24 protein-coding genes are annotated in these 21315 nt (G+C 55.1%); 8 read left to right on the forward strand and 16 right to left on the reverse strand.

Features of this window, described 5'->3' with window-relative positions:
• Positions 1-118 precede the first annotated feature (118 nt).
• Entirely contained in the window at positions 119-739 is a 621-nt protein-coding gene (gene fklB, locus ACOTYN_RS10740) for an FKBP-type peptidyl-prolyl cis-trans isomerase (protein ID WP_008502892.1), read from the reverse strand.
• Between the two features lie 233 nt (positions 740-972).
• Between fklB and ACOTYN_RS10745 the strand changes: the two genes are divergently transcribed.
• The gene (locus ACOTYN_RS10745; RefSeq protein ID WP_032637673.1) at positions 973-1611 is read left to right on the forward strand and encodes an OapA family protein; all 639 of its coding nucleotides are present in this window, start codon (positions 973-975) and stop codon (positions 1609-1611) included.
• A 67-nt stretch (positions 1612-1678) separates the two neighbouring features.
• On the opposite strand, the gene rplI is transcribed toward ACOTYN_RS10745, so the two are convergent.
• Genes rplI through rpsF form a run of 4 tightly spaced genes read right to left on the reverse strand, consistent with a single transcriptional unit; the run spans position 1679 to position 3118 of the window.
• Positions 1679-2128, reverse strand: a complete 450-nt coding sequence (gene rplI / locus ACOTYN_RS10750) for a 50S ribosomal protein L9 (RefSeq protein ID WP_006810372.1) — start codon at positions 2126-2128, stop codon at positions 1679-1681.
• Between the two features lie 41 nt (positions 2129-2169).
• The gene (gene rpsR / locus ACOTYN_RS10755) at positions 2170-2397 is read right to left on the reverse strand and encodes a 30S ribosomal protein S18 (protein ID WP_000135199.1); all 228 of its coding nucleotides are present in this window, start codon (positions 2395-2397) and stop codon (positions 2170-2172) included.
• 4 nt (positions 2398-2401) lie between these two features.
• A complete protein-coding gene (priB, locus tag ACOTYN_RS10760) occupies positions 2402-2716 on the reverse strand; it encodes a primosomal replication protein N (RefSeq protein ID WP_008502895.1) in 315 nt (104 codons plus the stop codon).
• Positions 2717-2722: 6 nt separating this feature from the next.
• The gene (rpsF, locus tag ACOTYN_RS10765; RefSeq protein WP_014068637.1) at positions 2723-3118 is read right to left on the reverse strand and encodes a 30S ribosomal protein S6; all 396 of its coding nucleotides are present in this window, start codon (positions 3116-3118) and stop codon (positions 2723-2725) included.
• 341 nt (positions 3119-3459) lie between these two features.
• Here rpsF and yjfY point away from each other — a divergent pair, with 341 nt between their 5' ends.
• Positions 3460-3735, forward strand: coding sequence for a DUF1471 family protein YjfY (yjfY, locus tag ACOTYN_RS10770; protein ID WP_014882245.1), 276 nt, complete (start codon positions 3460-3462; stop codon positions 3733-3735).
• A 142-nt stretch (positions 3736-3877) separates the two neighbouring features.
• On the opposite strand, the gene ACOTYN_RS10775 is transcribed toward yjfY, so the two are convergent.
• Genes ACOTYN_RS10775 through ulaA form a run of 6 tightly spaced genes read right to left on the reverse strand, consistent with a single transcriptional unit; the run spans position 3878 to position 8285 of the window.
• Positions 3878-4564: an L-ribulose-5-phosphate 4-epimerase gene (locus ACOTYN_RS10775; RefSeq protein WP_014882244.1), complete on the reverse strand. Its 687-nt coding sequence runs from the start codon at positions 4562-4564 to the stop codon at positions 3878-3880.
• The gene (locus ACOTYN_RS10780; protein WP_014882243.1) at positions 4557-5417 is read right to left on the reverse strand and encodes an L-ribulose-5-phosphate 3-epimerase; all 861 of its coding nucleotides are present in this window, start codon (positions 5415-5417) and stop codon (positions 4557-4559) included. Before ACOTYN_RS10780 ends, ACOTYN_RS10775 begins: the two co-directional genes overlap by 8 nt.
• A 9-nt stretch (positions 5418-5426) precedes the next feature.
• Positions 5427-6077 carry a 3-keto-L-gulonate-6-phosphate decarboxylase UlaD gene (gene ulaD / locus ACOTYN_RS10785; RefSeq protein WP_032637676.1) on the reverse strand — a complete coding sequence of 217 codons (651 nt, stop codon included), beginning with the start codon at positions 6075-6077 and terminating at the stop codon, positions 5427-5429.
• A gap of 12 nt (positions 6078-6089) precedes the next feature.
• Entirely contained in the window at positions 6090-6557 is a 468-nt protein-coding gene (gene ulaC, locus ACOTYN_RS10790; protein WP_014882241.1) for a PTS ascorbate transporter subunit IIA, read from the reverse strand.
• Positions 6558-6566: 9 nt separating this feature from the next.
• Complete coding sequence (ulaB, locus tag ACOTYN_RS10795; protein WP_003856022.1) at positions 6567-6872, reverse strand: PTS ascorbate transporter subunit IIB; 306 nt, start codon at positions 6870-6872, stop codon at positions 6567-6569.
• A 12-nt stretch (positions 6873-6884) separates the two neighbouring features.
• Positions 6885-8285, reverse strand: coding sequence for a PTS ascorbate transporter subunit IIC (ulaA, locus tag ACOTYN_RS10800; RefSeq protein ID WP_014882240.1), 1401 nt, complete (start codon positions 8283-8285; stop codon positions 6885-6887).
• A gap of 359 nt (positions 8286-8644) precedes the next feature.
• On the opposite strand from ulaA, the gene ulaG reads away from it, so the two are divergent.
• Positions 8645-9709: an L-ascorbate 6-phosphate lactonase gene (gene ulaG, locus ACOTYN_RS10805; protein ID WP_332957747.1), complete on the forward strand. Its 1065-nt coding sequence runs from the start codon at positions 8645-8647 to the stop codon at positions 9707-9709.
• Between the two features lie 110 nt (positions 9710-9819).
• Positions 9820-10575 carry an HTH-type transcriptional regulator UlaR gene (ulaR, locus tag ACOTYN_RS10810; protein WP_332957750.1) on the forward strand — a complete coding sequence of 252 codons (756 nt, stop codon included), beginning with the start codon at positions 9820-9822 and terminating at the stop codon, positions 10573-10575.
• Here the strand turns inward: ulaR and yjfP are convergent.
• Positions 10572-11294: an esterase gene (yjfP, locus tag ACOTYN_RS10815; RefSeq protein ID WP_332957752.1), complete on the reverse strand. Its 723-nt coding sequence runs from the start codon at positions 11292-11294 to the stop codon at positions 10572-10574. The two genes, ulaR and yjfP, sit on opposite strands and share 4 nt — an antisense overlap.
• Before the next feature lie 137 nt (positions 11295-11431).
• Here yjfP and bsmA point away from each other — a divergent pair, with 137 nt between their 5' ends.
• The 3 genes from bsmA (at position 11432) to ACOTYN_RS10830 (ending at position 14289) form a co-directional block, all read left to right on the forward strand.
• Positions 11432-11761, forward strand: a complete 330-nt coding sequence (gene bsmA / locus ACOTYN_RS10820) for a biofilm peroxide resistance protein BsmA (protein WP_014882237.1) — start codon at positions 11432-11434, stop codon at positions 11759-11761.
• A 136-nt stretch (positions 11762-11897) separates the two neighbouring features.
• Positions 11898-12185, forward strand: a complete 288-nt coding sequence (gene yjfN, locus ACOTYN_RS10825; RefSeq protein WP_023331857.1) for a DUF1471 family protease activator YjfN — start codon at positions 11898-11900, stop codon at positions 12183-12185.
• 172 nt (positions 12186-12357) lie between these two features.
• A complete protein-coding gene (locus ACOTYN_RS10830) occupies positions 12358-14289 on the forward strand; it encodes a methyl-accepting chemotaxis protein (RefSeq protein WP_332957754.1) in 1932 nt (643 codons plus the stop codon).
• Here ACOTYN_RS10830 and ACOTYN_RS10835 read toward each other — a convergent pair.
• Complete coding sequence (locus tag ACOTYN_RS10835) at positions 14286-15908, reverse strand: isovaleryl-CoA dehydrogenase (RefSeq protein WP_332957757.1); 1623 nt, start codon at positions 15906-15908, stop codon at positions 14286-14288. The genes ACOTYN_RS10830 and ACOTYN_RS10835 overlap by 4 nt on opposite strands.
• A gap of 193 nt (positions 15909-16101) precedes the next feature.
• On the opposite strand from ACOTYN_RS10835, the gene ACOTYN_RS10840 reads away from it, so the two are divergent.
• Positions 16102-17376 carry an MFS transporter gene (locus tag ACOTYN_RS10840; protein ID WP_047625917.1) on the forward strand — a complete coding sequence of 425 codons (1275 nt, stop codon included), beginning with the start codon at positions 16102-16104 and terminating at the stop codon, positions 17374-17376.
• Positions 17377-17465: 89 nt separating this feature from the next.
• Here ACOTYN_RS10840 and rlmB read toward each other — a convergent pair whose 3' ends face one another.
• The 3 genes from rlmB to nsrR all read right to left on the reverse strand — a co-directional run bounded on the left by rlmB (position 17466) and on the right by nsrR (position 21179).
• Complete coding sequence (gene rlmB / locus ACOTYN_RS10845) at positions 17466-18200, reverse strand: 23S rRNA (guanosine(2251)-2'-O)-methyltransferase RlmB (RefSeq protein WP_014882232.1); 735 nt, start codon at positions 18198-18200, stop codon at positions 17466-17468.
• Between the two features lie 70 nt (positions 18201-18270).
• Positions 18271-20715, reverse strand: a complete 2445-nt coding sequence (gene rnr, locus ACOTYN_RS10850; protein ID WP_014882231.1) for a ribonuclease R — start codon at positions 20713-20715, stop codon at positions 18271-18273.
• 38 nt (positions 20716-20753) lie between these two features.
• Positions 20754-21179 carry a nitric oxide-sensing transcriptional repressor NsrR gene (nsrR, locus tag ACOTYN_RS10855; RefSeq protein ID WP_014882230.1) on the reverse strand — a complete coding sequence of 142 codons (426 nt, stop codon included), beginning with the start codon at positions 21177-21179 and terminating at the stop codon, positions 20754-20756.
• Between the last annotated feature and the right edge of the window lie 136 nt (positions 21180-21315).

A 21315-nucleotide genomic window follows, 5' to 3' on the forward strand; every position in this document is an offset into this window, starting at 1 on the left:
CTCACAAAAATACACGCAAAAGTTTCGTTTGCAAGATAAAATATTGATAACGTCGTAACTATAGGTTTTATCACTATTTTCCTCTCCCCGAACGGAGAGAGGAAATAAGAAAAGTCGATTACAGGATTTCCAGCAGCTCGACTTCAAATACCAGGGTGCTGAATGGCGGGATGGATGCGCCAGCACCACGCTCGCCGTAAGCCAGGTTGTGCGGGATAGTCAGTTCCCATTTGGAGCCAACTGGCATCAGGGTCAGCGCTTCAATCCAGCCTGCGATCACGCCGTTGACCGGGAATTCTGCCGGTTCGCCACGCGCCACGGAGCTGTCAAACACGGTGCCGTCGATCAGTTTACCGGTATAATGTACGCGAACGTGGTCGGTACGTGCCGGGATTGCGCCGTCGCCCTGGTTGATCACGCGGAACTGCAGGCCAGACTCGGTGCTGTTCACGCCTTCACGCTCACGGTTCTCTTCCAGATATTTCACGCCTTCGGCCGCCATCTCTTCGAAACGCGCGCGACGCACAGCGTCAGCTCGTTCATGAATTTCACGCAGTGCGCGGTGAACAACGTCAACCGGAACAGCAGGCTGTTTACCTTCCAGCGCGTCAGCGATACCCGCCACCAGCGCTTCTGGTAACAGACCTTCCAGGCCGGATTCGCTCAGCTGCTGTCCTACCTGCAAGCCGATACCGTAACTTGCCTGCGCTTCGATAGTGTCAAAAGTCGGGGTGGTCATGGGTTTTCCTTCCATCACATTTAAAGTAGCGGGCAGCATAGCAGCCATGCCCTTATGGGTAAAACTTTGTCTGAAGTTAAGGTGACAAACCGCGACGAAACAGAAACAATAGAGACAACCAGGATTAATCCCGAACTGATGTCACGGATGTCGGGTTTGCTACGCCGTTCAGGCAGTTAGCAAACTATACTTCGATGCACAGGATAAAAAAGACGCGGAGCAGGAGGAGAGCCATGCCCGGGCGATTTGAACTGAAACCTACCCTGGCGAAAATCTGGCAGGCGCCGGACAATTTTCGCATTATGGACCCGCTGCCTCCCCTGCATCGCAGAGGGATTATCATTGGTGCGCTGATGGTGATCGTGGGTTTCCTGCTTCCTTCCGGCGGTGATGATGTTGATACCGCCCCTGTCACCCGCAATGCACAGCTGGATATTCAGTCGCAAACGCGGCCGCAGCCTGATGCACAGCCGATGCAAACGCAGCTGGTGACCCCTTCGAACGATCCGGGTCAGGTCGCGCCGGTTGAACCGGAGCCCGTCCAGGAAGATCAGGCTCAAACCTCTGCCCCGGTAGAGCAACAGGCTCAGCAGCCTACGGGCATTGAGCAGCAGTGGCGCTCCTATCGCGTCGAGCCGGGTAAAACCCTGGCGCAGCTTTTCCGCGATCACAACCTGCCGCCGACTGACGTGTATGCCATGGCAAAAGTGGAAGGTGCGGGTAAGCCGCTCAGTAACCTGCAGAATGGTCAGATGGTACAGATTCGCCAGAATGCCAGCGGTGTGGTGACAGGCTTAACGATTGATACAGGAAATGGTCAGCAGGTGCTGTTTACCCGCCAGCCGGACGGCAGTTTTGTCCGGGCGCGTTAAAACCTGGTTCTTTAAAAAGCAAAACGCCGGCACAAGGCCGGCGTTTCAACGTGAGCAGAGTAAAAAATTACTCAGCTACAACGTTAACAACCAGTTTAGCGAACACTTCGCTGTGAACCTGGAAGTCAACTTCGTGCTCACCAGTGGTACGCAGAACGCCGTTCGGCATGCGAACTTCGCTCTTAGCCACTTTAACGCCTGCTGCAGTCACTGCATCAGCGATATCGCGGGTACCGATGGAACCGAACAGTTTACCTTCGTCGCCAGCTTTAGACGCGATGGTAACGGTGCCCAGTGCGTTGATTGCTTCAGCGCGAGCGTTAGCAGCCGCCAGAACGTCAGCCAGTTTGGCTTCCAGTTCAGCACGACGTGCTTCGAAAAACTCTACGTTTTTCTTAGTAGCTGGAACAGCTTTACCCTGTGGAACCAGGAAGTTACGAGCGTAACCCGCTTTAACGTTTACCTGATCACCCAGGCTGCCCAGGTTTGCTACTTTATCAAGCAGAATAACTTGCATTACCTTATCCTCTTAAAGTCGTATTAATGGACCGTGCCCGATTACTGATGACGATCAGTGTACGGCAGCAGGGACAGGTAGCGAGCGCGTTTGATAGCGCGAGCCAGCTGACGCTGATATTTTGCACGAGTACCGGTGATACGGCTTGGGACAATCTTACCGCTTTCGGTGATGTAGTTTTTCAGCGTTGCGATATCTTTATAGTCGATCTCTTGAACGCCTTCCGCGGTGAAACGGCAGAACTTGCGACGACGGAAATAACGTGCCATATGGCTAGTCTCCAGAATCTATCAAATCAATCTGCTCGGCATGCAGAACCATTTTGCTCAGGCCGTTCTTTGCCTTGTGGCAAGAGATGAACCCCTGAACGATTACTGCGCTACCGACCGTTAAACTGTGAGTAATGGCCTGGTTTTCGTGTCCGCTAATAATAACGGGCATTTGGCACCACGCCTGCCGGTGAAACCCGGCTTCCTCTTGCACAGAACGATGCTCAAGCACGAACTGGCAATGCGGAATTCCTGATGGACTGACCTTTCGAAGGGGAGCCCTGCATACGATGCCGGACAACGCCAGACGGTTGGTCATCAGAAATTACTCTTCAGAATCCCCAGCATCAGAATCATCTGCGGTTTCGTTTGCGAAATCATCGCGACGCTCACGGCGCTCGTCTTTCGCTTTAACCATCGGAGATGCTTCGGTAACTGCGTTTTTGGTACGCATAACCATGCTGCGGATAACGGCATCGTTGAAGCGGAAGGTAGTTTCCAGCTCATCGATCACTTCCTGCGGCGCTTCAACGTTCATCAGAACGTAGTGTGCTTTGTGCAGTTTGTTGATCGGGTAAGCCAGCTGACGGCGGCCCCAGTCTTCCAGACGGTGGATCGTACCTTCTGCACCAGTGATGGCAGCAGAGTAACGCTCGATCATACCCGGAACCTGTTCGCTCTGGTCAGGATGGACCATAAAAACGATTTCGTAATGACGCATCGAATTGCTCCTTACGGATTATTCAGCCTCCTGTCTGGGTCAGCCGAGGCCCGGGGAGGCAAGGAACGTGTTAAAGGTCGGCTGAAAAATTGACGCGTCATAATACTTGCGCGCCCCTGGAAACTCAAGCTGATTGCACAAATAATTCGCACAAAGCGTAAAGCGGGTCTAAGTGGGTGATTTAAAATTGAACACACCAGGAAGCGTTGTTTTTTTGAACAACTGCATCAGAAATGGTCACGCATCCCCGCCGTATGAATGATTACACTTTAATCAGAGAACACCTGAATTAAAGAAGGAGTATCCCCTCTCTCACAGCACGCAGTCGTGGAGCGCATATCATGAAAAAAATCGCATTAGCCATTATGGCTGCGCTTTTGCTCAGTGCAAACGCGATGGCAGCCATCAAAATAGACGGCCGGCAGGCCAGGAACATGGATGATGTGCAAAGCTTAGGCGTAATCTATATCAATCATAATTTCGCCACTGAAAGCGAAGCAGATCAGGCACTAAATGAAGAGACCGATGCACAGGGCGCAACCTATTACCACGTGATGTTAATCCGTGAGCCCGGCAGCAACGGCAATATGCACGCCAGTGCAGACATTTACCGATAACGCTTTAACGCTAGCACCAGGAAAGCCAACAACGAGAACATAGCCATAGTTTACGTTGCCCCCTGCCCGGGGGCTTTTTTTTTGTAAATGGCTCTGAAATACCACCGGTTACAACTGTTTTTCGGTATTCCAGAGCACTTATTTACTTCTGCCCGTAATAGGCATTCGGGCCGTGCTTGCGCATGAAATGCTTGTTCATCAGGTAATCATCAATCCCCTGAAGCTGTGGATTAATGTCGCGGGCAATCCACGCCATTTTGGCCACCTCTTCCATCACCACAGCATTATGCACCGCGTCGTGAGCATCTTTACCCCAGGAGAACGGACCGTGCTGGTACACCACAATTCCCGGCGTATGCAGCGGTTCTGCCTCACCCAGCGTTTCGATAATCACCTTGCCGGTGTTGAGCTCGTACTCGCCGTCCACCTCGGCCTGCGTTAACGCGCGCGTGCAGGGAATATCCCCGAAGAAGTAATCCGCGTGCGTCGTGCCCAGCGCCGGGATGGCAAGCCCAGCCTGTGCCCAGGCGGTGGCATGGGTTGAGTGGGTATGCACTACCCCGCCGAGGGAGGGATAACGTCGATAAAGCGCCAGATGGGTAGCGGTATCCGAAGAAGGACGCCACTGTCCCTCTACGACGTTTCCTTCAAGGTCCACGACAACCATATCGTCGACCTTCATGGTCTCATACGCCACTCCGCTGGGTTTAATGACGATGAGGCCGCGCTCTCGGTCAATCGCGCTGACGTTACCCCAGGTGAACGTTACCAGGCCATAGCGCGGCAAATCCATATTGGCTTCAAAGACCTGCTGTTTAAGCTTAAGCATGTTCCACCTCCAGCAAACCTGCTCGTGCCATACGCTCGCGCACCCAGTCTCGCGCGTTTGCCACTTCCGCTGCCGGGTCGTCAGACGTCTCGCTCCACATCTCAATCAGGTAAGGCCCGCAATACCCTGTCTGCTTGAGCGTCTCGAAGCATCGTTCGAACTCCACCACCCCGGTGCCGAACGGTACGTTTTTAAACACGCCAGGACGGGTATCTTTGACGTGCACCGCCACGATATGCCCGATGCCCGCCTGCAGCTCCATCTGCACGTCGTTATCCCATGCCGACAGGTTGCCGATATCCGGATAGAGCTGGAACCACGGGTTATTCAGATAGTGCGCGTAGCCCAGTGCCTTGCTGATGGAGTTCATTAACGGGTAGTCCATGATCTCCATCGCCAGCGTCACCTGCGCGCGGCTTGCCATCTCAACACTCTCTTTCAGACCGTCACGGAAACGACGGCGCGTTTCATCGTTGGCTTCCTGATAGTAAACGTCATAACCCGCCAGCTGGATCACACGGATACCGACATCCTGAGCAAAGCGAATGGCTTTGCGCATGATCTCCAGCCCCTGTGCCCGCACGGCATCATCTTCGCTGCCGAGGGGAAAACGACGGTGAGCGCTCAGGCACATGGACGGCACGCGCACGCCGGTTTCAGCGATGGCGCTCACCAGCGCCAGACGCTGCTCGCGGCTCCAGTCGAGGCGAGAGAGGCGTTCATCCGTCTCATCCACTGACATTTCGACAAAATCGAAACCCAGCTGCTTCGCCAGCTGTAACCGCGCCAGCCAGCACTCCCCCGCAGGGAGTGCCTTTTCATAGATGCCAAGCGGAACCTGTTTTGACAACATACCCGCTCCTTAGCCCCAAAGCTGAGCGATTGAGCGTTTGAACTGACGCGCTGCTTCCACCGGAGACGCCGCGTCACGGATGCTACGACCCGCGATAAAGACGTGAATCGGGATACCCTTGAACAGCGGCAGATCTTCCAGCGCCAGGCCACCGGTCACGGTCACTTTGAAGCCCATTTCGGCCAGACGTTTAATCGCGCTGATGTCCGCGTCGCCCCACGCCACGCCAGCGGCCTGCGCATCACGGCTGCGGTGGTACACCACCTGCTGGATCCCCGCATCGCGCCACGCCTGTGCCTGCTCCCAGGTCCAGAAACCGGTCAGTTCAATCTGCACGTCGCCGTTAAATTCTTTTGCCACATCCAGCGCGCCTTTGGCGGTATTGATATCCGCGCAGCAGATCACGGTGACCCAGTCGGCGTTGGCTTCAAAACACATGCGGGAGAGGATTTTGCCCGCGTCAGCGATTTTGGCATCAGCCAGTACGATTTTGTGCGGGTAGAGCGCCTTCAGGTCACGAACGGCGCGAACGCCTTCGCCCACGCACAGAATGGTACCCACTTCAATGATGTCTACCTCTTCGGCGATCAGGCGGGTGGTTTCATAAGCATCGGACAGCGTCTGGTTATCCAGCGCAACCTGCAACATTGGTAATGACATGTTCAATTCCTCTTAAACGGCCGCCGCAGTGGCGTTATCAATTAAATCCAGCACTTCCTGCGCGGTACGGCAGGCGCGTAAACGGTCAAAATTGGCTTCATCATCAAACAGATTGACGATCTGCATGATGCCCACCTCCTGGTGGGTATTGGCATCGACAGCCGCCATGGTGATCAGGATATCGACCGGGTCGTTATCTTCATGGTTGAAGACCAGCGGCGTTTTCAGCGTGACCAGCGCAAAGCCGGTTTTCTTCACGCCCTCTTCCGGGCGGCCGTGCGGCATAGCCAGCCCCGGGGCAATCACAAAATAGGGGCCGTGCTGCGCCACGCCATCCAGAATGGCCTGGTAATAACGCGGCTCGACAACATCCGCCTTAACCAGCAGATCCACGCTCAGCTTCACCGCTTCCTGCCAGGTGCTGGCGTCAGCCTGCAAAAGGATGGAGTCATTCTCTGCCAGCGAATCTCGTAGTTTCATGTCGGGTCCTTACTTCACGTCTTGTGGGAAGTGTTCTTTGATCACTTCCAGCAGTTTTGGTCCGAAATCCGCAGGCGACAGCATGTTGCGCACGCCCACCACATATTTGTTGCCCGACACGCTAATCTCGCCGGCAATGTGAGTTGACGCGATGATGATGTCTGCGCCGTTCAGCTCACTTTTGTATTCACCCACTGCGCAGCTGTTTACCGTGTGGTCGATGTTTGACTGGGTTAAAAACTGGTCCACTTTCATCTTCATGATCATGGAGCTGCCTTGCCCATTGCCACACACAGCCAGGATACGTACGGTCATAATCGAAACTCCTTAGTGAGCAGAAACTTCTGCTGTTTGTTTTTCTGCATCTTCTTCTGCTCGCAGCGAACGGCCAGCGAAGAACATATAAGCCAGTGCAATCAGGATGATGACGGCCATAAAGACCAGCCCGACGGACGCAAAGCCCTGCATCATCGGCGGCGCCAGGATTGACCAGTCCGCCATGCCCATCCAGGCGCTCATACCGGTGAGCTTGACCGCCCACACGCAACCGAAGATTTCCACCATCCCCATCACCAGGCAGATCTTGAGCGCTGCACGCCAGCCGCCGAAGTGGTTAGCAAAGACGCCGATGGTGGCGTTGGAGAAGAACATCGGGATAAAGCCAGGAATAATCAGGATTGAGGAGCCGCAGGCCACCAGGATACCCACCGCAATCAGCTGGCCGATGGTGCCCCACATAAAGCCCCAGACGACGGCGTTTGGCGCGAAGCTATAGATGGCCGCACAGTCAATTGCCAGCACGGCTCCCGGGATCAGGCGCTGAGAGATGCCGTTGAAGGCTTCAGAGAGCTCGGCGACGAACATACGCACGCCCTGGGTGATGATGAAAATAGCCACAGCGAAGGAGAAACCGGTCTGCAGGATATAAATCGTCCAGTGCGTTTTGCCCGCCATCGCCTGCACAACGTCAATGCCAAAGGAGAGCAGAATGGCGCCGAAGAACAGGGTCATAACAATCGCCGTCGAGACGATGTTGTCGTGGAAGATATTCAGCCAGCCCGGCATCTTGAGGTCTTCAACGCTCTCCTCTTTTTTCCCCAGATATGGCGCAACTTTATAGGCAACCCAGGCCGCAAACTGCTGCTGATGGCCGATGGAGAAGCCACAGCCGTCGGTCACTTCCTGGGTCGGCTTGTACATCATGTTGGAAGTGATGCCCCAATAGAGCGAGACCAGCACCGCGGTGCAGATAATCGTGGTCCACATTGGGTAACCGAAGATATAGAGAGAAACCGCGATCAGACCCGCCTGCTGGAACATGATGTGACCGGTAAGCATGATGGTGCGAATGCCGGTAATGCGACGCAGCAACACGTAGATAATGTTCAGCGCCAGCGCGAGCAGAACCGCGTAACCCACCCAGCTGTAGGCGTCACCCATGCGGTCAATCGTGGCCATCATTGAGGCATAAGTATCTGAAATTGCACCATTTATACCATAGACCTCCGCCATCTTGGCGACGACCGGCTTAAACGTGCTGGTCAGGATGCCTGACCCCGCCTGCAACAGCATAAAACCGATAATGGTCTTAATCGTGCCTTTGATGATCACGCTGACGCTTTTACGCAGCAGGATGTAACCCAGGCACGTCACGATACCCAGCAGCAGCGGGGCGTTGGTCATTACCTGATTGAAGAAAACGGTAAAGACGTTGTAGAGGATCTCCATAACTCTCTCCAGAAATGAGAACACGAGGGGCAATCCCTGTGTGGTTGGTGTCATCACTCTAGTAATCACAAATAATCACCACAAGATTGAATTTGATTATTTGTGACGTATCACGCAAATTATTTCCATGGTGTTAGTAATGATTTTCACTACCGCACAAACAAAATGAATTATTCTTTATAATTCATGCAATTAATCATTAATGGCAGATAGTCTAACAAGGATAAAGCGAAGTATCTGTGATATCGCACAGTTAAAATTACGCACTTTTGTCATTGCAAAGCACGTCAAATGGTGCCAGAGTTAATCACAACAAATCACCATATGATTACTTTTGATTAAAACCAGGAGTCAAAACGATGAGTAAAGTGAACACCATCACCCGTGAATCATGGATTCTGAGCACCTTCCCGGAGTGGGGTAGCTGGCTGAACGAAGAGATCGAACAGGAACAGGTTGCTCCTGGTACTTTTGCCATGTGGTGGCTGGGCTGCACCGGTATCTGGCTGAAATCCGAGGGTGGCGCCAATATTTGCGTCGATTTCTGGTGCGGCACAGGCAAACAGAGCCACGGCAATCCGTTGATGAAAAAAGGCCACCAGATGCAGCGCATGGCCGGCGTGGAAAAACTGCAACCGAACCTGCGTACCACGCCGTTTGTGCTCGACCCTTTTGCCATTCGCCAAATCGATGCCGTGCTCTCCACCCACGATCACAACGATCATATTGACGTGAACGTGGCGGCGGCAGTAATGCAAAACTGCGCGGACGACGTGCCGTTTATCGGGCCGCAGACCTGCGTGGATCTCTGGATTGGCTGGGGCGTGCCAAAAGAGCGCTGCATCGTGATGAAACCGGGCGACGTGGTGAAAATCAAAGACATTGAAATTCACGCCCTGGATGCCTTTGACCGTACCGCACTGATTACGCTGCCGGCTGACCAGAAAGCCGCAGGCGTTCTGCCGGACGGCATGGACGAGCGCGCCGTCAACTACCTGTTCAAAACGCCTGGCGGTTCCCTGTACCACAGCGGCGACTCACACTACTCCAACTACTACGCGAAGCACGGTAATGAGCATCAGATTGACGTGGCGCTGGGCTCCTACGGCGAGAATCCACGTGGCATTACCGACAAGATGACCAGCGCCGATATGCTGCGTATGGCGGAGGCGCTGAACACCAAGGTCGTGATTCCGTTCCACCACGACATCTGGTCAAACTTCCAGGCCGATCCGCAGGAAATTCGCGTGCTGTGGGAGATGAAAAAAGACCGCCTGAAGTACGGCTTCAAGCCATTTATCTGGCAGGTAGGCGGCAAGTTCACCTGGCCGCTGGATCAAGACAATCTTGAGTACCACTACCCACGCGGTTTCGATGATTGCTTTACTATTGAGCCAGACCTGCCGTTTAAGTCCTTCCTCTGATTATCCGGCCACATCGCCAGACCCTGAGTCTGGCGATTTCATATTTATTTTAGTAATTTCACGCTATTTCAAATATCATCTTTTCAAATCAATTCTTATCGGAATAGCTCATGACGGAAGCGCAACGGCATCAAATTTTACTGGAACTCCTGGGGCAAACAGGGTTTATCACCGTCGAGAAAGTGATCGAACGTTTAGGCATCTCCCCCGCCACCGCGCGGCGGGACATTAACAAGCTGGATGAGAGCGGCAAACTGAAAAAAGTCCGCAACGGTGCAGAAGCCATCAGCCAGCAGCGTCCACGCTGGTCGCCAATGAATATCCATCAGGCGCAGAATCACGATGAAAAGGTGCGGATCGCCAGAGCCGCCTCACAGCTGGTGAACCCGGGTGAGAGCGTCGTCATCAACTGCGGGTCTACGGCATTTTTGCTGGGCCGCGAGATGTGCGGCAAGCCGGTGCAGATCATCACCAACTACCTACCGCTCGCCAACTATCTTATCGACCAGGAGCATGACAGCGTGGTGATCATGGGCGGCCAGTACAATAAGAGCCAGTCCATCACCCTTAGCCCCCAGGACAGTGAAAACAGTCTTTACGCCGGGCACTGGATGTTTACCAGCGGCAAAGGCCTGACTGCAGACGGTTTATATAAAACCGATATGCTGACTGCGATGGCCGAACAAAACATGCTGAACGTTGTGGGCAAACTCGTCGTGCTGGTCGACAGCAGTAAAGTCGGTGAACGCGCAGGCATGCTGTTCAGCCGCGCAGAACAGATCGACATGGTGATCACCGGCAAAGGGGCTAACCCCGAGATCCTGCAGAAACTGGAAGATCAGGGCGTTAAAATCCTGCGGGTTTAAAGGTGCTGGCGGAAAAACGCCACCGTGGCCTCCAGCGCCGCTGGCGTAATGCGGTGGCGGACGCCCGATTCCCACAAACAGGTCAGATTGCCGTCCAGTCCTTCACGCTTTAGCGCCTGCTGCAGGCGAAAGGTGCCGTCAGGCGGTACCACGTCATCTGCGTCACCGTGCCACAGCAGAAGCGGACGATCGGCCACGCGCGGCAGTGCGCGAGTCACTTCCCAGTCAGCCAGCCTCGCCGTCATTTCCGTCAAATCTTGCGGGGGAAAAAGCGTCTTCGCCAGCGACGTAAAGTAGCCGGAGCCCATCAGACAGGCGACGGATCTCACTTCAGGATGATGCGTCATAATCCCCAGCGCCGTCATGCCGCCCATCGAGGCCCCGGCAACCGCCAGACGGTTATCGGCCACCAGCCCTGCGTCATAAAGCGCATCGCGCAGCCCGGAAAACTCGGTCAGACTGCCGTGCAGAATGGGCCAGAACTGACCAAGCCGCGCCTGTTCATCTCCCGTAAAGCGCGCACCGTGTTCGGGGGCATCCGGCATGACGACACGAAAACCGGCCTGCGCCAGCGCCACCGCAAAATAACTGTAAACCAGCTTTGACGAGGTAAATCCATGATAAAAAACCACAACTGGCAGCGGTTTATCACGTTTCCCCGTCGGCGTGGCGTGTAAAATTTCATGGTCGCCGAGACGGCGTATTTCAATTTCAATCATTGTCGACCCTGAACGAATGAATGATTCATAATGTTGAGAACTGGGTTACGGTTTCAGGCTATTTTCATTCGAAAATTACGCCCCAGATAACACTTCGGGAACATTCCCCCAAAACGAAATTCGCAGACAACTACACTATGGCTATCAGGAAAAGAGATATGGTTATGCACAGGTTTGCAGCTTTATTGCTGGTGCTTCTTCTCAGTGGCTGTAGCGCACTGCAGGGAACGCCGCAACCCGCTCCCCCGGTTGCCGATCACCCGCAGGAGATTCGTCGTAATCAGACAGAAGGATTACAACGAATGGGCACCGTCTCCGCGCTGGTTCGCGGTTCTCCGGATGACGCAGAAGAGGCAATAAAGGCACAAGCCGTCGCCGCCAAAGCAGATTATTACGTCATTATCATGGTCGATGAAACCATCATTACGGGGCAGTGGTATTCACAGGCCATTTTATACCGTCAGTAATGGTTTTCCTTTGAACGACATTTACACTGCTTTGCGTCCATAGACATTTTCCTGTCCACAATAAACTCCATGCCCGCGTCAATGGAAAGGAGTTTATTCGCGAAGGATTGCCCGGCGGATACCGGAGATATGTGAAATGGAGCTGACGATGAAACGAACTCTTGCTTTGACCTCTCTGTTGCTCTCAGCAGGCCTGGTGAGCACCACCGCGCAGTCAGCAGAATTTGCCAGCGCGGATTGCGTAACAGGTCTGAATGAAATAGGCCACATCTCCGTCAATAACATTTCGGGGAGCCCGCAAGATGTTGAACGTATCGTGGCATTAAAAGCCGATGAACAGGGTGCGTCATGGTATCGCATCATCCAGATGCAGGAAGATAACCATGTCGACCACTGGCGGGTACAGGCCATTCTCTACGTCTAAGAACCTTCCTGATAAAAGCCACTTATTTTTAGTGGCTTTTCGTTTTTGCAAATTTTTTATCTTTTACAAAACCATATAAAAACAACTCAATAACATTTTGTTACATTAATTTAGTAAACGTAATCCCCGCTCTGCCGTTGAAGAACCATACCTTTTCAATGATGAGCAATTTATGATCAATTTTTTCCGCCGTGCGGGCCTCGGGACAAAGCTATCGCTGCTGACGGGCGTCAGTGTTGCCGTGCTGTTTCTGCTTTTCACTTTCCTGCTCAGCCAAAAAGCCAGCCAGCAGCTTGAAGCCCTCGCGGTAGAAGACCTGCATAACCAGTCCACCGGTATGGTCGATATGGTGCAAATGTTCAACACCAGCCTGAGTGAAGAAGTCGAAAGCTATACCAGACTGTTTACGACTTTTTTGCCCCAGCCATTTAGCGTCGATACGCTTCAGACCCGGACAATTAACGGGCTCAATGTTCCTCTGCTGAAAGGCGGGGACACGGAACTCCATGAAAATACCACTTTTTCTGACGACTTCCTGAACCGAACGGGGGCCATCTCCACGCTATTTGTTCGCAGCGGTAACGACTTTATTCGCGTCGCCACCTCCCTGCGTAAAGAGAATGGCGAGCGCGCAATGGGGACCGTTCTGGATACCTCCAGCCCGGCCTTTGCCGCCGCCAATAAAGGTGATGTCTACCGTGGCCTGGCGCTGCTGTTTGGAAAACGCTATATCACCCAGTACCAGCCGGTGAAAAACGCCGAAGGTCAGGTCATTGCGATCGTCTTTGTCGGGGTGGACATTAGCCACTCCTGGAACGTCATGCGCGAGAAAATCCTCAACCGCCGCCTGGGCGAGAGCGGTCACTTCTTCGTGCTGGATCGCAGCAACGGCAAAACACGCGGGCAATACCTGTTCCACACCACGGAAGAGGGACAACTGCCGAAGTGGGACAGCGCGACACAACAGCAGCTTCTGGGTGATAAACCCGGCACCCTGGAGCGCGTAAGTGACGACGGACGGACGCTGAAAATGGCCTATACCCCGCTACCCGGCTGGAACTGGACTATCGTGGGCGAAGTGGATAAGTCAGTGCTGCTTTCAAGCGTCACCGCCATGCGCGATCGCTTCCTGCTGGCCGGTGTGGTCTTGTCAGTCCTCTTTGCAGGCCTGTTCGTGATCCTTATTCGCCGTATGCTGACGCAACCGCTGCGCAACGTGATCCAGCTTGCACGGCAGTATGCCGACGGCGATCTTCGCTCCAGCCTGCCCGTGACGCGCCGGGACGAGGTCGGACAGCTGATTGACGCCATTAACGGCATTGGCGGCGGGCTGCAAAAAATTGTTCTGCAGGTTCGCGAGGCCGCTGGTGAGATCCAGACGGGGACTAACGCGCTGGCCTCCGATACCGGCGAGATCTCAGAGCAGATCAACAAGCAGGCCAGCAGCGTGGAGGAGACCTCAGCCAGCATGGAGCAACTGGCCGCGACCGTACAGCAAAATGCCGCCAACATGGAGCAAACGCAGCAACTGGTGGGTGAAACCTCACGCGCGGTTCACGAGGGGGGTGAAACGGTAACCCATGCGGTTGCCACGATGGATGACATTCGCGAAGCGTCAAAACGTATCGAAGATATTACCCGCGTGATTGAGTCCATCGCGTTTCAGACCAATATTCTGGCGCTGAATGCGGCGGTAGAAGCGGCACGTGCAGGCGAGCACGGAAAAGGTTTTGCGGTGGTTGCCCAGGAAGTTCGCGCGCTGGCGGGCCGGAGCGCCAACGCGGTGAAAGAGATAGAACAGCTGATTGGCGATACGCTGAGAAAAGTGAGCGAAGGTCACGCGCTGTCTGAACAGACGCGTCTGGCTATGGATTCCATCATCGTTCATATCGATAACATCAGCCAGCTGGTCACCGAAATTAACCATGCATCGCGCGAGCAATCCGCGGGGATTGGCCAGGTGAATCTCGCCATGACCCACATTGGTGAAGCGTCACACATCAACGCCGATCGCGTCTCGCGCAGCGAACAAACCGCACACACGCTGCGCGAGAAAGGTTTACATCTTACCCAACTGGTCAGTCTGTTCCAGCTTAAACGCTAGCCAACCCTGCCCGTGGCGCGCAGCAGAAAATCGCTTTGCACCTGCTCGCTCATCAGCGTACCGCCACGGGTATCCAGCATCATGCGGCACCACGCCTGCGCCACGGGTGGCGATGCGTGCCGCAGCATCTGGCTCCCGGCCCCCAGCAAGAAAAGCTGCTGCGCGATCTCCCGCCCCTGCGCCTCCTGTGGTTTACGCAGCTTTTGCTGAAGCTGGCGCCAGCTGCGGTCAAAGTGTCTGTCCTGCCCTTTGACCTGTGCAAACTCATCGGCCAGCAGGTCGTGGATCCCCGGCTGCTTCGTCAGCACGCGCAGCACGTCCAGGCACATGATATTGCCTGAGCCTTCCCAGATACTGTTCACCGGCATTTCGCGATACAGGCGGGGAAGCTCACTCTCCTCGCAGTACCCTACGCCGCCCAGCACCTCCATCGCCTCTGCCACAAACGGGATACCCGCTTTGCAGACGCTAAATTTCGCGGCCGGCGTAAACAGCCGTGCCCAGGCCGCCTCTTGCGGATCCACGCGTTTATCCCACGCGCGGGCGAGACGGAACAGCAGCGCCGTTTGCCCCTCCAGCATCAGCGCCATGCGGCTTAAGACCTCACGCATTAACGGCTGATCGATGAGATTTTTACCGAAGGTTTGCCGCTGATGAGCGTGGTACAACGCCACAGACAGCGCCCGGCGCATTAAACCGTGGCTGCCCAGCGCGCAGTCGAAGCGCGTCAGACCGCCCATTTTGAGGATCTGCCGTACCCCTTCCCCTTCTTCCCCCAGCAGCCAGCCGGAGGCATCAAGAAACTCCGCCTCGCTGCTCGCGTTGGAGCGGTTCCCGAGCTTGTCCTTCAGGCGCTCCAGCCGTACGGCGTTACGTTGTCCGTCAGGTAAAAAGCGCGGGACAAAAAAGCAGGATAAGCCACCTTTTGCCTGAGCCAGCACCAGATGCGCATCACTCTGCGGGACGGAGAAAAACCATTTATGGCCTACCAGACGGTAGCTACCGTCGCTGCATTTTTCCGCTTTGGTGGTGTTGCTCAGGACATCTGATCCCCCCTGCTTTTCCGTCATCCCCATGCCGATCAGCAACCCGCGTTTTTGCCCACCCGGCACGAGATGGGGATCGTAGCGATCGCTCATCAGCGGCGTTAACCATGCATGAAACGGTTTAGGTAGCGACTGTTGCAACAGCGGCGTGGCGGCGAAGGTCATGGTGACGGGGCAAAGCGTGCCGGCTTCAACCTGCGCATGCAAAACAAACCGTGCCGCTCTGGCCACAAAGGAACCTCTTCGCGCCTCCTCTTCCCACGCCAGGTTATGTACCCGGTTGGCACAGAGCCCCTGCATCAGCAGGTGCCAGGCGGGGTGAAAGCGAAGATCGTCCAGCCGCTCTCCGGTGGCGTCGTAGCGTAACAGCTCCGGTGGGTTGACGTTGGCCAGCCTGCCCAGCTCCAGCGACTCTGCGGTCCCTAACTGCTGCCCGATACTGGCGAGCAGCTCGCTATCCCACTCGGCCCCCTCGCGGGAAACCGCGTCACGCAGGGCGCAGTCGGAGAGGAAAAGGTTGCTGTTTGAAAGCGGTGCCGGTTGATTGAAAACGGTATGGGTCTGCCAGTGCATGCTGTCTCCCTCCTTCAGTGGCAATGAGGATAAGTATGGACAGGCCCCGTGCACGCTGCATGGGAGGGGGGTCACAAGCTGGCGATCCCGCTGATATCATTCGTGAAATAGCTCACAGAACATAAGAATAAACTATTTCATCACTTCGCTTTTGTTGAATAATTTATTCTTACCCCTTTCAGTGAGGATCGTTATGCAACCGGATGCGCACAAGCGAGCATTAATTGCAGGCTCCATTGGTAACTTCATCGAGTGGTATGAGTTTGCGGTCTACGGTTTTATGGCGACCGTGATTGCCAGGAACTTCTTCCAGCTCGAGGGAGAAGCGGGACTGACCAGCCTGATCCTCACCTGGGCCTCGTTTGCTATCGCGTTCTTCTTCCGTCCCCTGGGTGCGGTGGTATTTGGCCGCATCGGCGACAGGATTGGCCGGAAACCGACGCTGATCATTGTGCTGGTACTGATGACGCTCGCCACCACAGCCATTGGTCTTGTGCCCGTCTACGCCAGCATAGGCATTGCCGCACCGCTGATCGTTACGCTGCTGCGCATTTTGCAGGGATTGTTCGCAGGCGGAGAGTACGGTGGTGCAGTTTCGTTGATGACAGAGTTCGCTCCACGCGGCAAGCGCGGTCTGTATGGCGCGTGGCAGTCCTTTACCGTGGCGCTCGGGCTGCTAGCGGGCGCGGGGATTGTGGCACTGCTCTCCGCCCTTCTCACGCCTGAGGCATTACATGACTGGGGCTGGCGTATTCCATTCTTCCTTGCGCTGCCGATGGGGGCTGTCGCGCTATGGCTGCGTGTGAGTATGGAAGAGACGCCGAGCTTTGTGCAGCAGAAGGAAAAACCGGTTGTGGCTCAGGCCAGCACCTCCGCCACGCTCAAAACGATTCTGATGGGCATTTGCCGGGTTATGGTCTGGTCGGCGGCAGGGTATACCTACCTGGTGATTATGCCGACCTATCTCCAGTCGGCGCTACACACAGGGTTTAATCAGGCACTGCTGATAGCGGTGATTTCGAATATCGGCTTTGCGCTGACCATCATCCCCTCGGGTATCCTGAGCGACAAGATTGGCCGCCGCACGGTGATGATGATTGCTACCGCCCTGCTGCTGCTGCTCGCCCTGCCGCTGCTGAAAATGTTGCAGGCTGAGTCCGCCACGCTGGCCGTTAAAGCGATGGTGGTGCTAATTGCGGGCGGTCTGGTGGGGATGCTGGCAGGACCGGGGCCGGCTATGCTGTCTGAAATGTTCCCGACGCGCGTGCGTTATACCGGCCTGGGGCTGGCGTATTCCCTGTCAAACGCGATCTTCTCGGGCTGTGCGGGACTGATTATTACCGGATTAATTAAAGAGACGGGCAACCTGAATATTCCGGCATATTACGTGATGGCAACGGCGGTGGTAAGTATTTTCGCGCTGATGACGCTGCGAAAGGATGACCATTTGCGGTCGTTAGAGGAGTGAGGTTGTCACCGTCTGGTGCCCTCACCCCGGCCCTCTCCCACGGGGAGAGGGAGAAAACACTAAAGGCCGTCCTTGGACGGCCTTGCTGTTTATTCTCCGCGCTGACGAACCGCTTCAAACAGGCAGATGCCCGTCGCCACAGACACGTTCAGGGACGACACGCTGCCCGCCATCGGGATGCTGATCAGCTCGTCGCAGTGCTCGCGCGTCAGACGGCGCATACCTTCACCTTCCGCCCCCATCACCAGCGCCAGACGTCCGGTCATTTTGCTCTGGTACAGGGTATGATCTGCCTCACCCGCGGTACCGACGATCCAGATATTCTCTTCCTGCAGCAGACGCATGGTACGCGCCAGGTTGGTTACGCGGATCAGCGGAACGTTTTCCGCTGCGCCGCAGGCCACTTTCTTCGCTGTCGCGTTCAGCTGCGCGGAGCGATCTTTCGGTACAATCACAGCATGCACACCTGCCGCATCCGCGCTACGCAGGCATGCGCCGAGATTGTGCGGATCGGTTACGCCATCAAGGATCAGGAAGAACGGGTTATCCAGTGCGGCAATAAGATCCGGCAGATCGTTTTCCTGATACTGACGGCCCGGCTTCACGCGGGCAATAATGCCCTGGTGAACCGCGCCTTCACTTTTCTCATCCAGGTACTGACGGTTCGCCAGCTGGATCACCACGCCCTGCGCTTCCAGCGCGTGGATCAGCGGCATCAGACGTTTGTCTTCACGCCCTTTCAGAATAAACACTTCCTGAAAACGCTCCGGTGCGCGCTCGAGAAGGGCCTGCACCGCGTGGATGCCGTAAATCATTTCACTCATTGATGGTTCTCATTATGACTGTTCTTTCCCCTCTCCCCACTGGGGAGAGGGTCAGGGTGAGGGGCGGAACTTACTCCGCCTGTTTTTTCTTCGCTGCACGTTTTGCTTTGGTGGCAGCAGCGATTTTCTGCGTCTTCGCAGAAGGTTTTTTCGCTGAGCGAGCGTCTTTCTTCGCCGCCTTCGGCTTTTGCTTCTTCTCGCCGCGGAACGCGCTGTCTGGCTCGAAGTTTACCTTCTTACCCGCCTGACGACGTTTACCGCCGCCCGGTTTACCGTTTCCGCCTTTTTTCGCCCGTTCACGCTCGGTTTTACCGACGTTACGCGGCGCACGCTCGCTGGAGATGAGGCTGAAGTCGATTTTACGGTCGTCCATATTCACGGCTTCAACTTTCACTTCCACACGGTCGCCCAGACGGTAGGTCTGGCCGCCCGATTCGCCAATCAGGCGTTGACCAACCTGGTCGAAGCGGTAGTAGTCGTTATCCAGGCTGGAGACGTGCACCAGACCGTCGATAAATAGCTCGTCCAGACGCACGAAGAAACCAAAGCCGGTCACGCTGGCAATCACGCCTTTAAAGACGTTGCCCACCTGGTCCAGCATAAAGTCACACTTCAGCCAGTCCGCTACGTCGCGCGTGGCTTCATCAGCACGACGCTCGGTCATGGAACAGTGCTGACCGAGCTGCAGCATCTCTTCCATCGAATAGTGGTAACCGCCGGTTTCGGTAGTGTTCCCTTTATGGCCCTGCTCCTGCGCCAGCAGATACTTGATCGCGCGGTGCAGAGAGAGGTCAGGATAGCGACGGATCGGCGAGGTGAAATGCGCGTAAGACTGCAACGCCAGGCCGAAGTGTCCCCGGTTTTCCGGATCGTAAATCGCCTGCTTCATCGAACGCAACAGCATCGTCTGCAGCATTTCTGCGTCAGGACGGTCGCCAATGGACTCCAGCAGCTCGGCGTAATCGCGCGGTTCAGGCTTGTTGCCGCCAGGCAGCTCCAGACCCAGTTCCGCCAGTACTGAACGGAACGCGGTGATGGCTTCCGTTGACGGCTTATCGTGAATACGGAACAGCGCTGGCTCTTTGGCTTTCTCAACGAAACGCGCTGCCGAGATGTTCGCCAGGATCATACACTCTTCGATCAGCTTGTGCGCATCATTACGCTGGGTCTGCTCGATACGCTCAATGCGACGCTCTGCGTTGAAGATAAACTTCGCTTCTTCACTCTCGAACGAGATCCCGCCGCGCTCTTCGCGTGCCTGATCCAGCGTTTTGTAGAGGTTATGCAGTTCTTCAATATGCTTGACCAGCGGCGCGTATTGTTCGCGCAGATCCTGGTCGCCCTGCAGCATATGCCAGACCTTGGTATAGGTCAGACGCGCATGGGAACTCATGACCGCTTCATAGAACTTGTAGCCGGTTAAGCGCCCTTTGGTGGAGATGGTCATCTCACACACCATACAGAGGCGATCAACCTGCGGGTTCAGGGAGCACAGGCCGTTAGAGAGCACTTCCGGCAGCATTGGTATTACCTGAGAGGGGAAATACACCGAGGTACCACGGCTGCGCGCTTCGTTATCCAGCGGGGTGTGCGGGCGAACATAGTAGCTCACGTCCGCAATCGCCACCCACAGACGCCATCCGCCACCGCGTTTTTTCTCACAGTAAACGGCATCATCGAAGTCGCGGGCATCTTCGCCATCAATGGTGACCAGCGGCAGGGAGCGCAGATCCACGCGGCCCACTTTGGACTCTTCCGGCACTTCTTCACGCAGACTTTCGATCTGATCTTCAACCGCTTTCGGCCAGATGTAGGGGATCTCATGGGTGCGCAATGCCATATCAACGGCCATGCCAGTGCCCATGTTATCGCCCAGGACTTCCACGATTTTACCAACCGCTTTGGTGCGACGCGTTGGGCGCTGAGTGAGTTCTACCACAACCACAAAGCCCATGCGTGCGCCCATCACCTCTTCAGGCGGGATCAGGATGTCAAAGCTCAGGCGGCTGTCGTCCGGCACCACAAAGCCCACACCCGCATCAGTGAAGTAACGGCCAACAATCTGGCTGGTTTTTGGCACCAGTACGCGCACCACGCGCGCTTCGCGGCGACCTTTACGGTCAGCACCCAGCGGCTGCGCCAGGATCTGGTCGCCGTGGATACACATTTTCATCTGTTCAGATGACAGATACAGGTCATCTTTGCGGCCTTCCACGCGCAGGAAGCCAAAGCCATCACGGTGCCCAATCACGGTGCCTTTCAGCAAGTCGAGGCGTTCAGGCAGCGCGTAGCACTGGCGTCGGGTAAAGACCAGTTGCCCGTCACGCTCCATGGCACGCAGGCGACGGCGAAGGGCTTCAATTTGCTCTTCACCTTCAATATTTAATTCAACGGCAAGTTCTTCACGATTGGCGGGTTTTTCGCGTTTTGTTAAGTGTTCAATGATGAACTCGCGGCTGGGAATAGGATTCGCGTATTTTTCGGCTTCGCGTTCCTGGAAAGGATCTTGTGACATGTCGGTTCCTCCGTTGTCAGCTCCGGTGGAAATTTTCTTCATTCCACCAGCAATAATTTATAAAGCGGTTGATTCTCTTCAACCAAATCGGCCAGCGTGTAGTTATCCAGTTCCTTGAGAAAACTTTGCACAGCCTTAGAAAGCGCCTGTTTCAGGCGGCAAGCGGGTGTAATGTGGCAAAACTCACTGCTGCAGTTCACCAGAGACAAGGGCTCCAGTTCGCGTACCACATCCCCGATGCGAATACTCTGCGCCGGTTTACCGAGACGGATCCCCCCATTCTTCCCGCGGACGGCAGCAACGTATCCGGCACGACTAAGTTGATTGATTATTTTGACCATATGATTACGGGATACGCCGTATACCTCCGTCACTTCAGAGATACTGGTCATCTTACCATCGGGTAACGACGCCATGTAAATCAGCGCACGTAAGCCGTAATCGGTGAAACTTGTTAACTGCACATCAACCTCAGGAAAAAGGGAAAACGCGGTCAAACCGCAGAGATATTCATTAATGATGATAAACCAGCCAGATAGATAGCGGCTAATTTATTTGACAGACGGGGCGAAAAAGCGGAGATCCAGGAGCGGTCGCCGG

The sequence above is a fragment of the Enterobacter cloacae complex sp. IR5458 genome, from assembly GCF_049238025.1.
Lineage (GTDB): Bacteria > Pseudomonadota > Gammaproteobacteria > Enterobacterales > Enterobacteriaceae > Enterobacter > Enterobacter kobei.

Excerpts from the sequence above, each read along its gene's own strand:
- priB (WP_008502895.1), bottom strand. The coding sequence starts at position 2,716 with ATGACCAACCGTCTGGCGTTGTCCGGCATCGTATGCAGGGCTCCCCTT.
- ulaG (WP_332957747.1), top strand. The coding sequence starts at position 8,645 with ATGAGTAAAGTGAACACCATCACCCGTGAATCATGGATTCTGAGCACC.
- rpsF (WP_014068637.1), bottom strand. The coding sequence starts at position 3,118 with ATGCGTCATTACGAAATCGTTTTTATGGTCCATCCTGACCAGAGCGAA.
- rlmB (WP_014882232.1), bottom strand. The coding sequence starts at position 18,200 with ATGAGTGAAATGATTTACGGCATCCACGCGGTGCAGGCCCTTCTCGAG.
- fklB (WP_008502892.1), bottom strand. The coding sequence starts at position 739 with ATGACCACCCCGACTTTTGACACTATCGAAGCGCAGGCAAGTTACGGT.
- ACOTYN_RS10745 (WP_032637673.1), top strand. The coding sequence starts at position 973 with ATGCCCGGGCGATTTGAACTGAAACCTACCCTGGCGAAAATCTGGCAG.
- yjfN (WP_023331857.1), top strand. The coding sequence starts at position 11,898 with ATGGAGCTGACGATGAAACGAACTCTTGCTTTGACCTCTCTGTTGCTC.
- ACOTYN_RS10835 (WP_332957757.1), bottom strand. The coding sequence starts at position 15,908 with ATGCACTGGCAGACCCATACCGTTTTCAATCAACCGGCACCGCTTTCA.
- ACOTYN_RS10775 (WP_014882244.1), bottom strand. The coding sequence starts at position 4,564 with ATGCTTAAGCTTAAACAGCAGGTCTTTGAAGCCAATATGGATTTGCCG.
- ACOTYN_RS10830 (WP_332957754.1), top strand. The coding sequence starts at position 12,358 with ATGATCAATTTTTTCCGCCGTGCGGGCCTCGGGACAAAGCTATCGCTG.
- ulaC (WP_014882241.1), bottom strand. The coding sequence starts at position 6,557 with ATGAAACTACGAGATTCGCTGGCAGAGAATGACTCCATCCTTTTGCAG.
- rnr (WP_014882231.1), bottom strand. The coding sequence starts at position 20,715 with ATGTCACAAGATCCTTTCCAGGAACGCGAAGCCGAAAAATACGCGAAT.
- ACOTYN_RS10840 (WP_047625917.1), top strand. The coding sequence starts at position 16,102 with ATGCAACCGGATGCGCACAAGCGAGCATTAATTGCAGGCTCCATTGGT.
- ACOTYN_RS10780 (WP_014882243.1), bottom strand. The coding sequence starts at position 5,417 with ATGTTGTCAAAACAGGTTCCGCTTGGCATCTATGAAAAGGCACTCCCT.
- yjfY (WP_014882245.1), top strand. The coding sequence starts at position 3,460 with ATGAAAAAAATCGCATTAGCCATTATGGCTGCGCTTTTGCTCAGTGCA.
- rplI (WP_006810372.1), bottom strand. The coding sequence starts at position 2,128 with ATGCAAGTTATTCTGCTTGATAAAGTAGCAAACCTGGGCAGCCTGGGT.
- yjfP (WP_332957752.1), bottom strand. The coding sequence starts at position 11,294 with ATGATTGAAATTGAAATACGCCGTCTCGGCGACCATGAAATTTTACAC.
- bsmA (WP_014882237.1), top strand. The coding sequence starts at position 11,432 with ATGGCTATCAGGAAAAGAGATATGGTTATGCACAGGTTTGCAGCTTTA.
- ulaA (WP_014882240.1), bottom strand. The coding sequence starts at position 8,285 with ATGGAGATCCTCTACAACGTCTTTACCGTTTTCTTCAATCAGGTAATG.
- ulaR (WP_332957750.1), top strand. The coding sequence starts at position 9,820 with ATGACGGAAGCGCAACGGCATCAAATTTTACTGGAACTCCTGGGGCAA.
- ulaB (WP_003856022.1), bottom strand. The coding sequence starts at position 6,872 with ATGACCGTACGTATCCTGGCTGTGTGTGGCAATGGGCAAGGCAGCTCC.
- rpsR (WP_000135199.1), bottom strand. The coding sequence starts at position 2,397 with ATGGCACGTTATTTCCGTCGTCGCAAGTTCTGCCGTTTCACCGCGGAA.
- ulaD (WP_032637676.1), bottom strand. The coding sequence starts at position 6,077 with ATGTCATTACCAATGTTGCAGGTTGCGCTGGATAACCAGACGCTGTCC.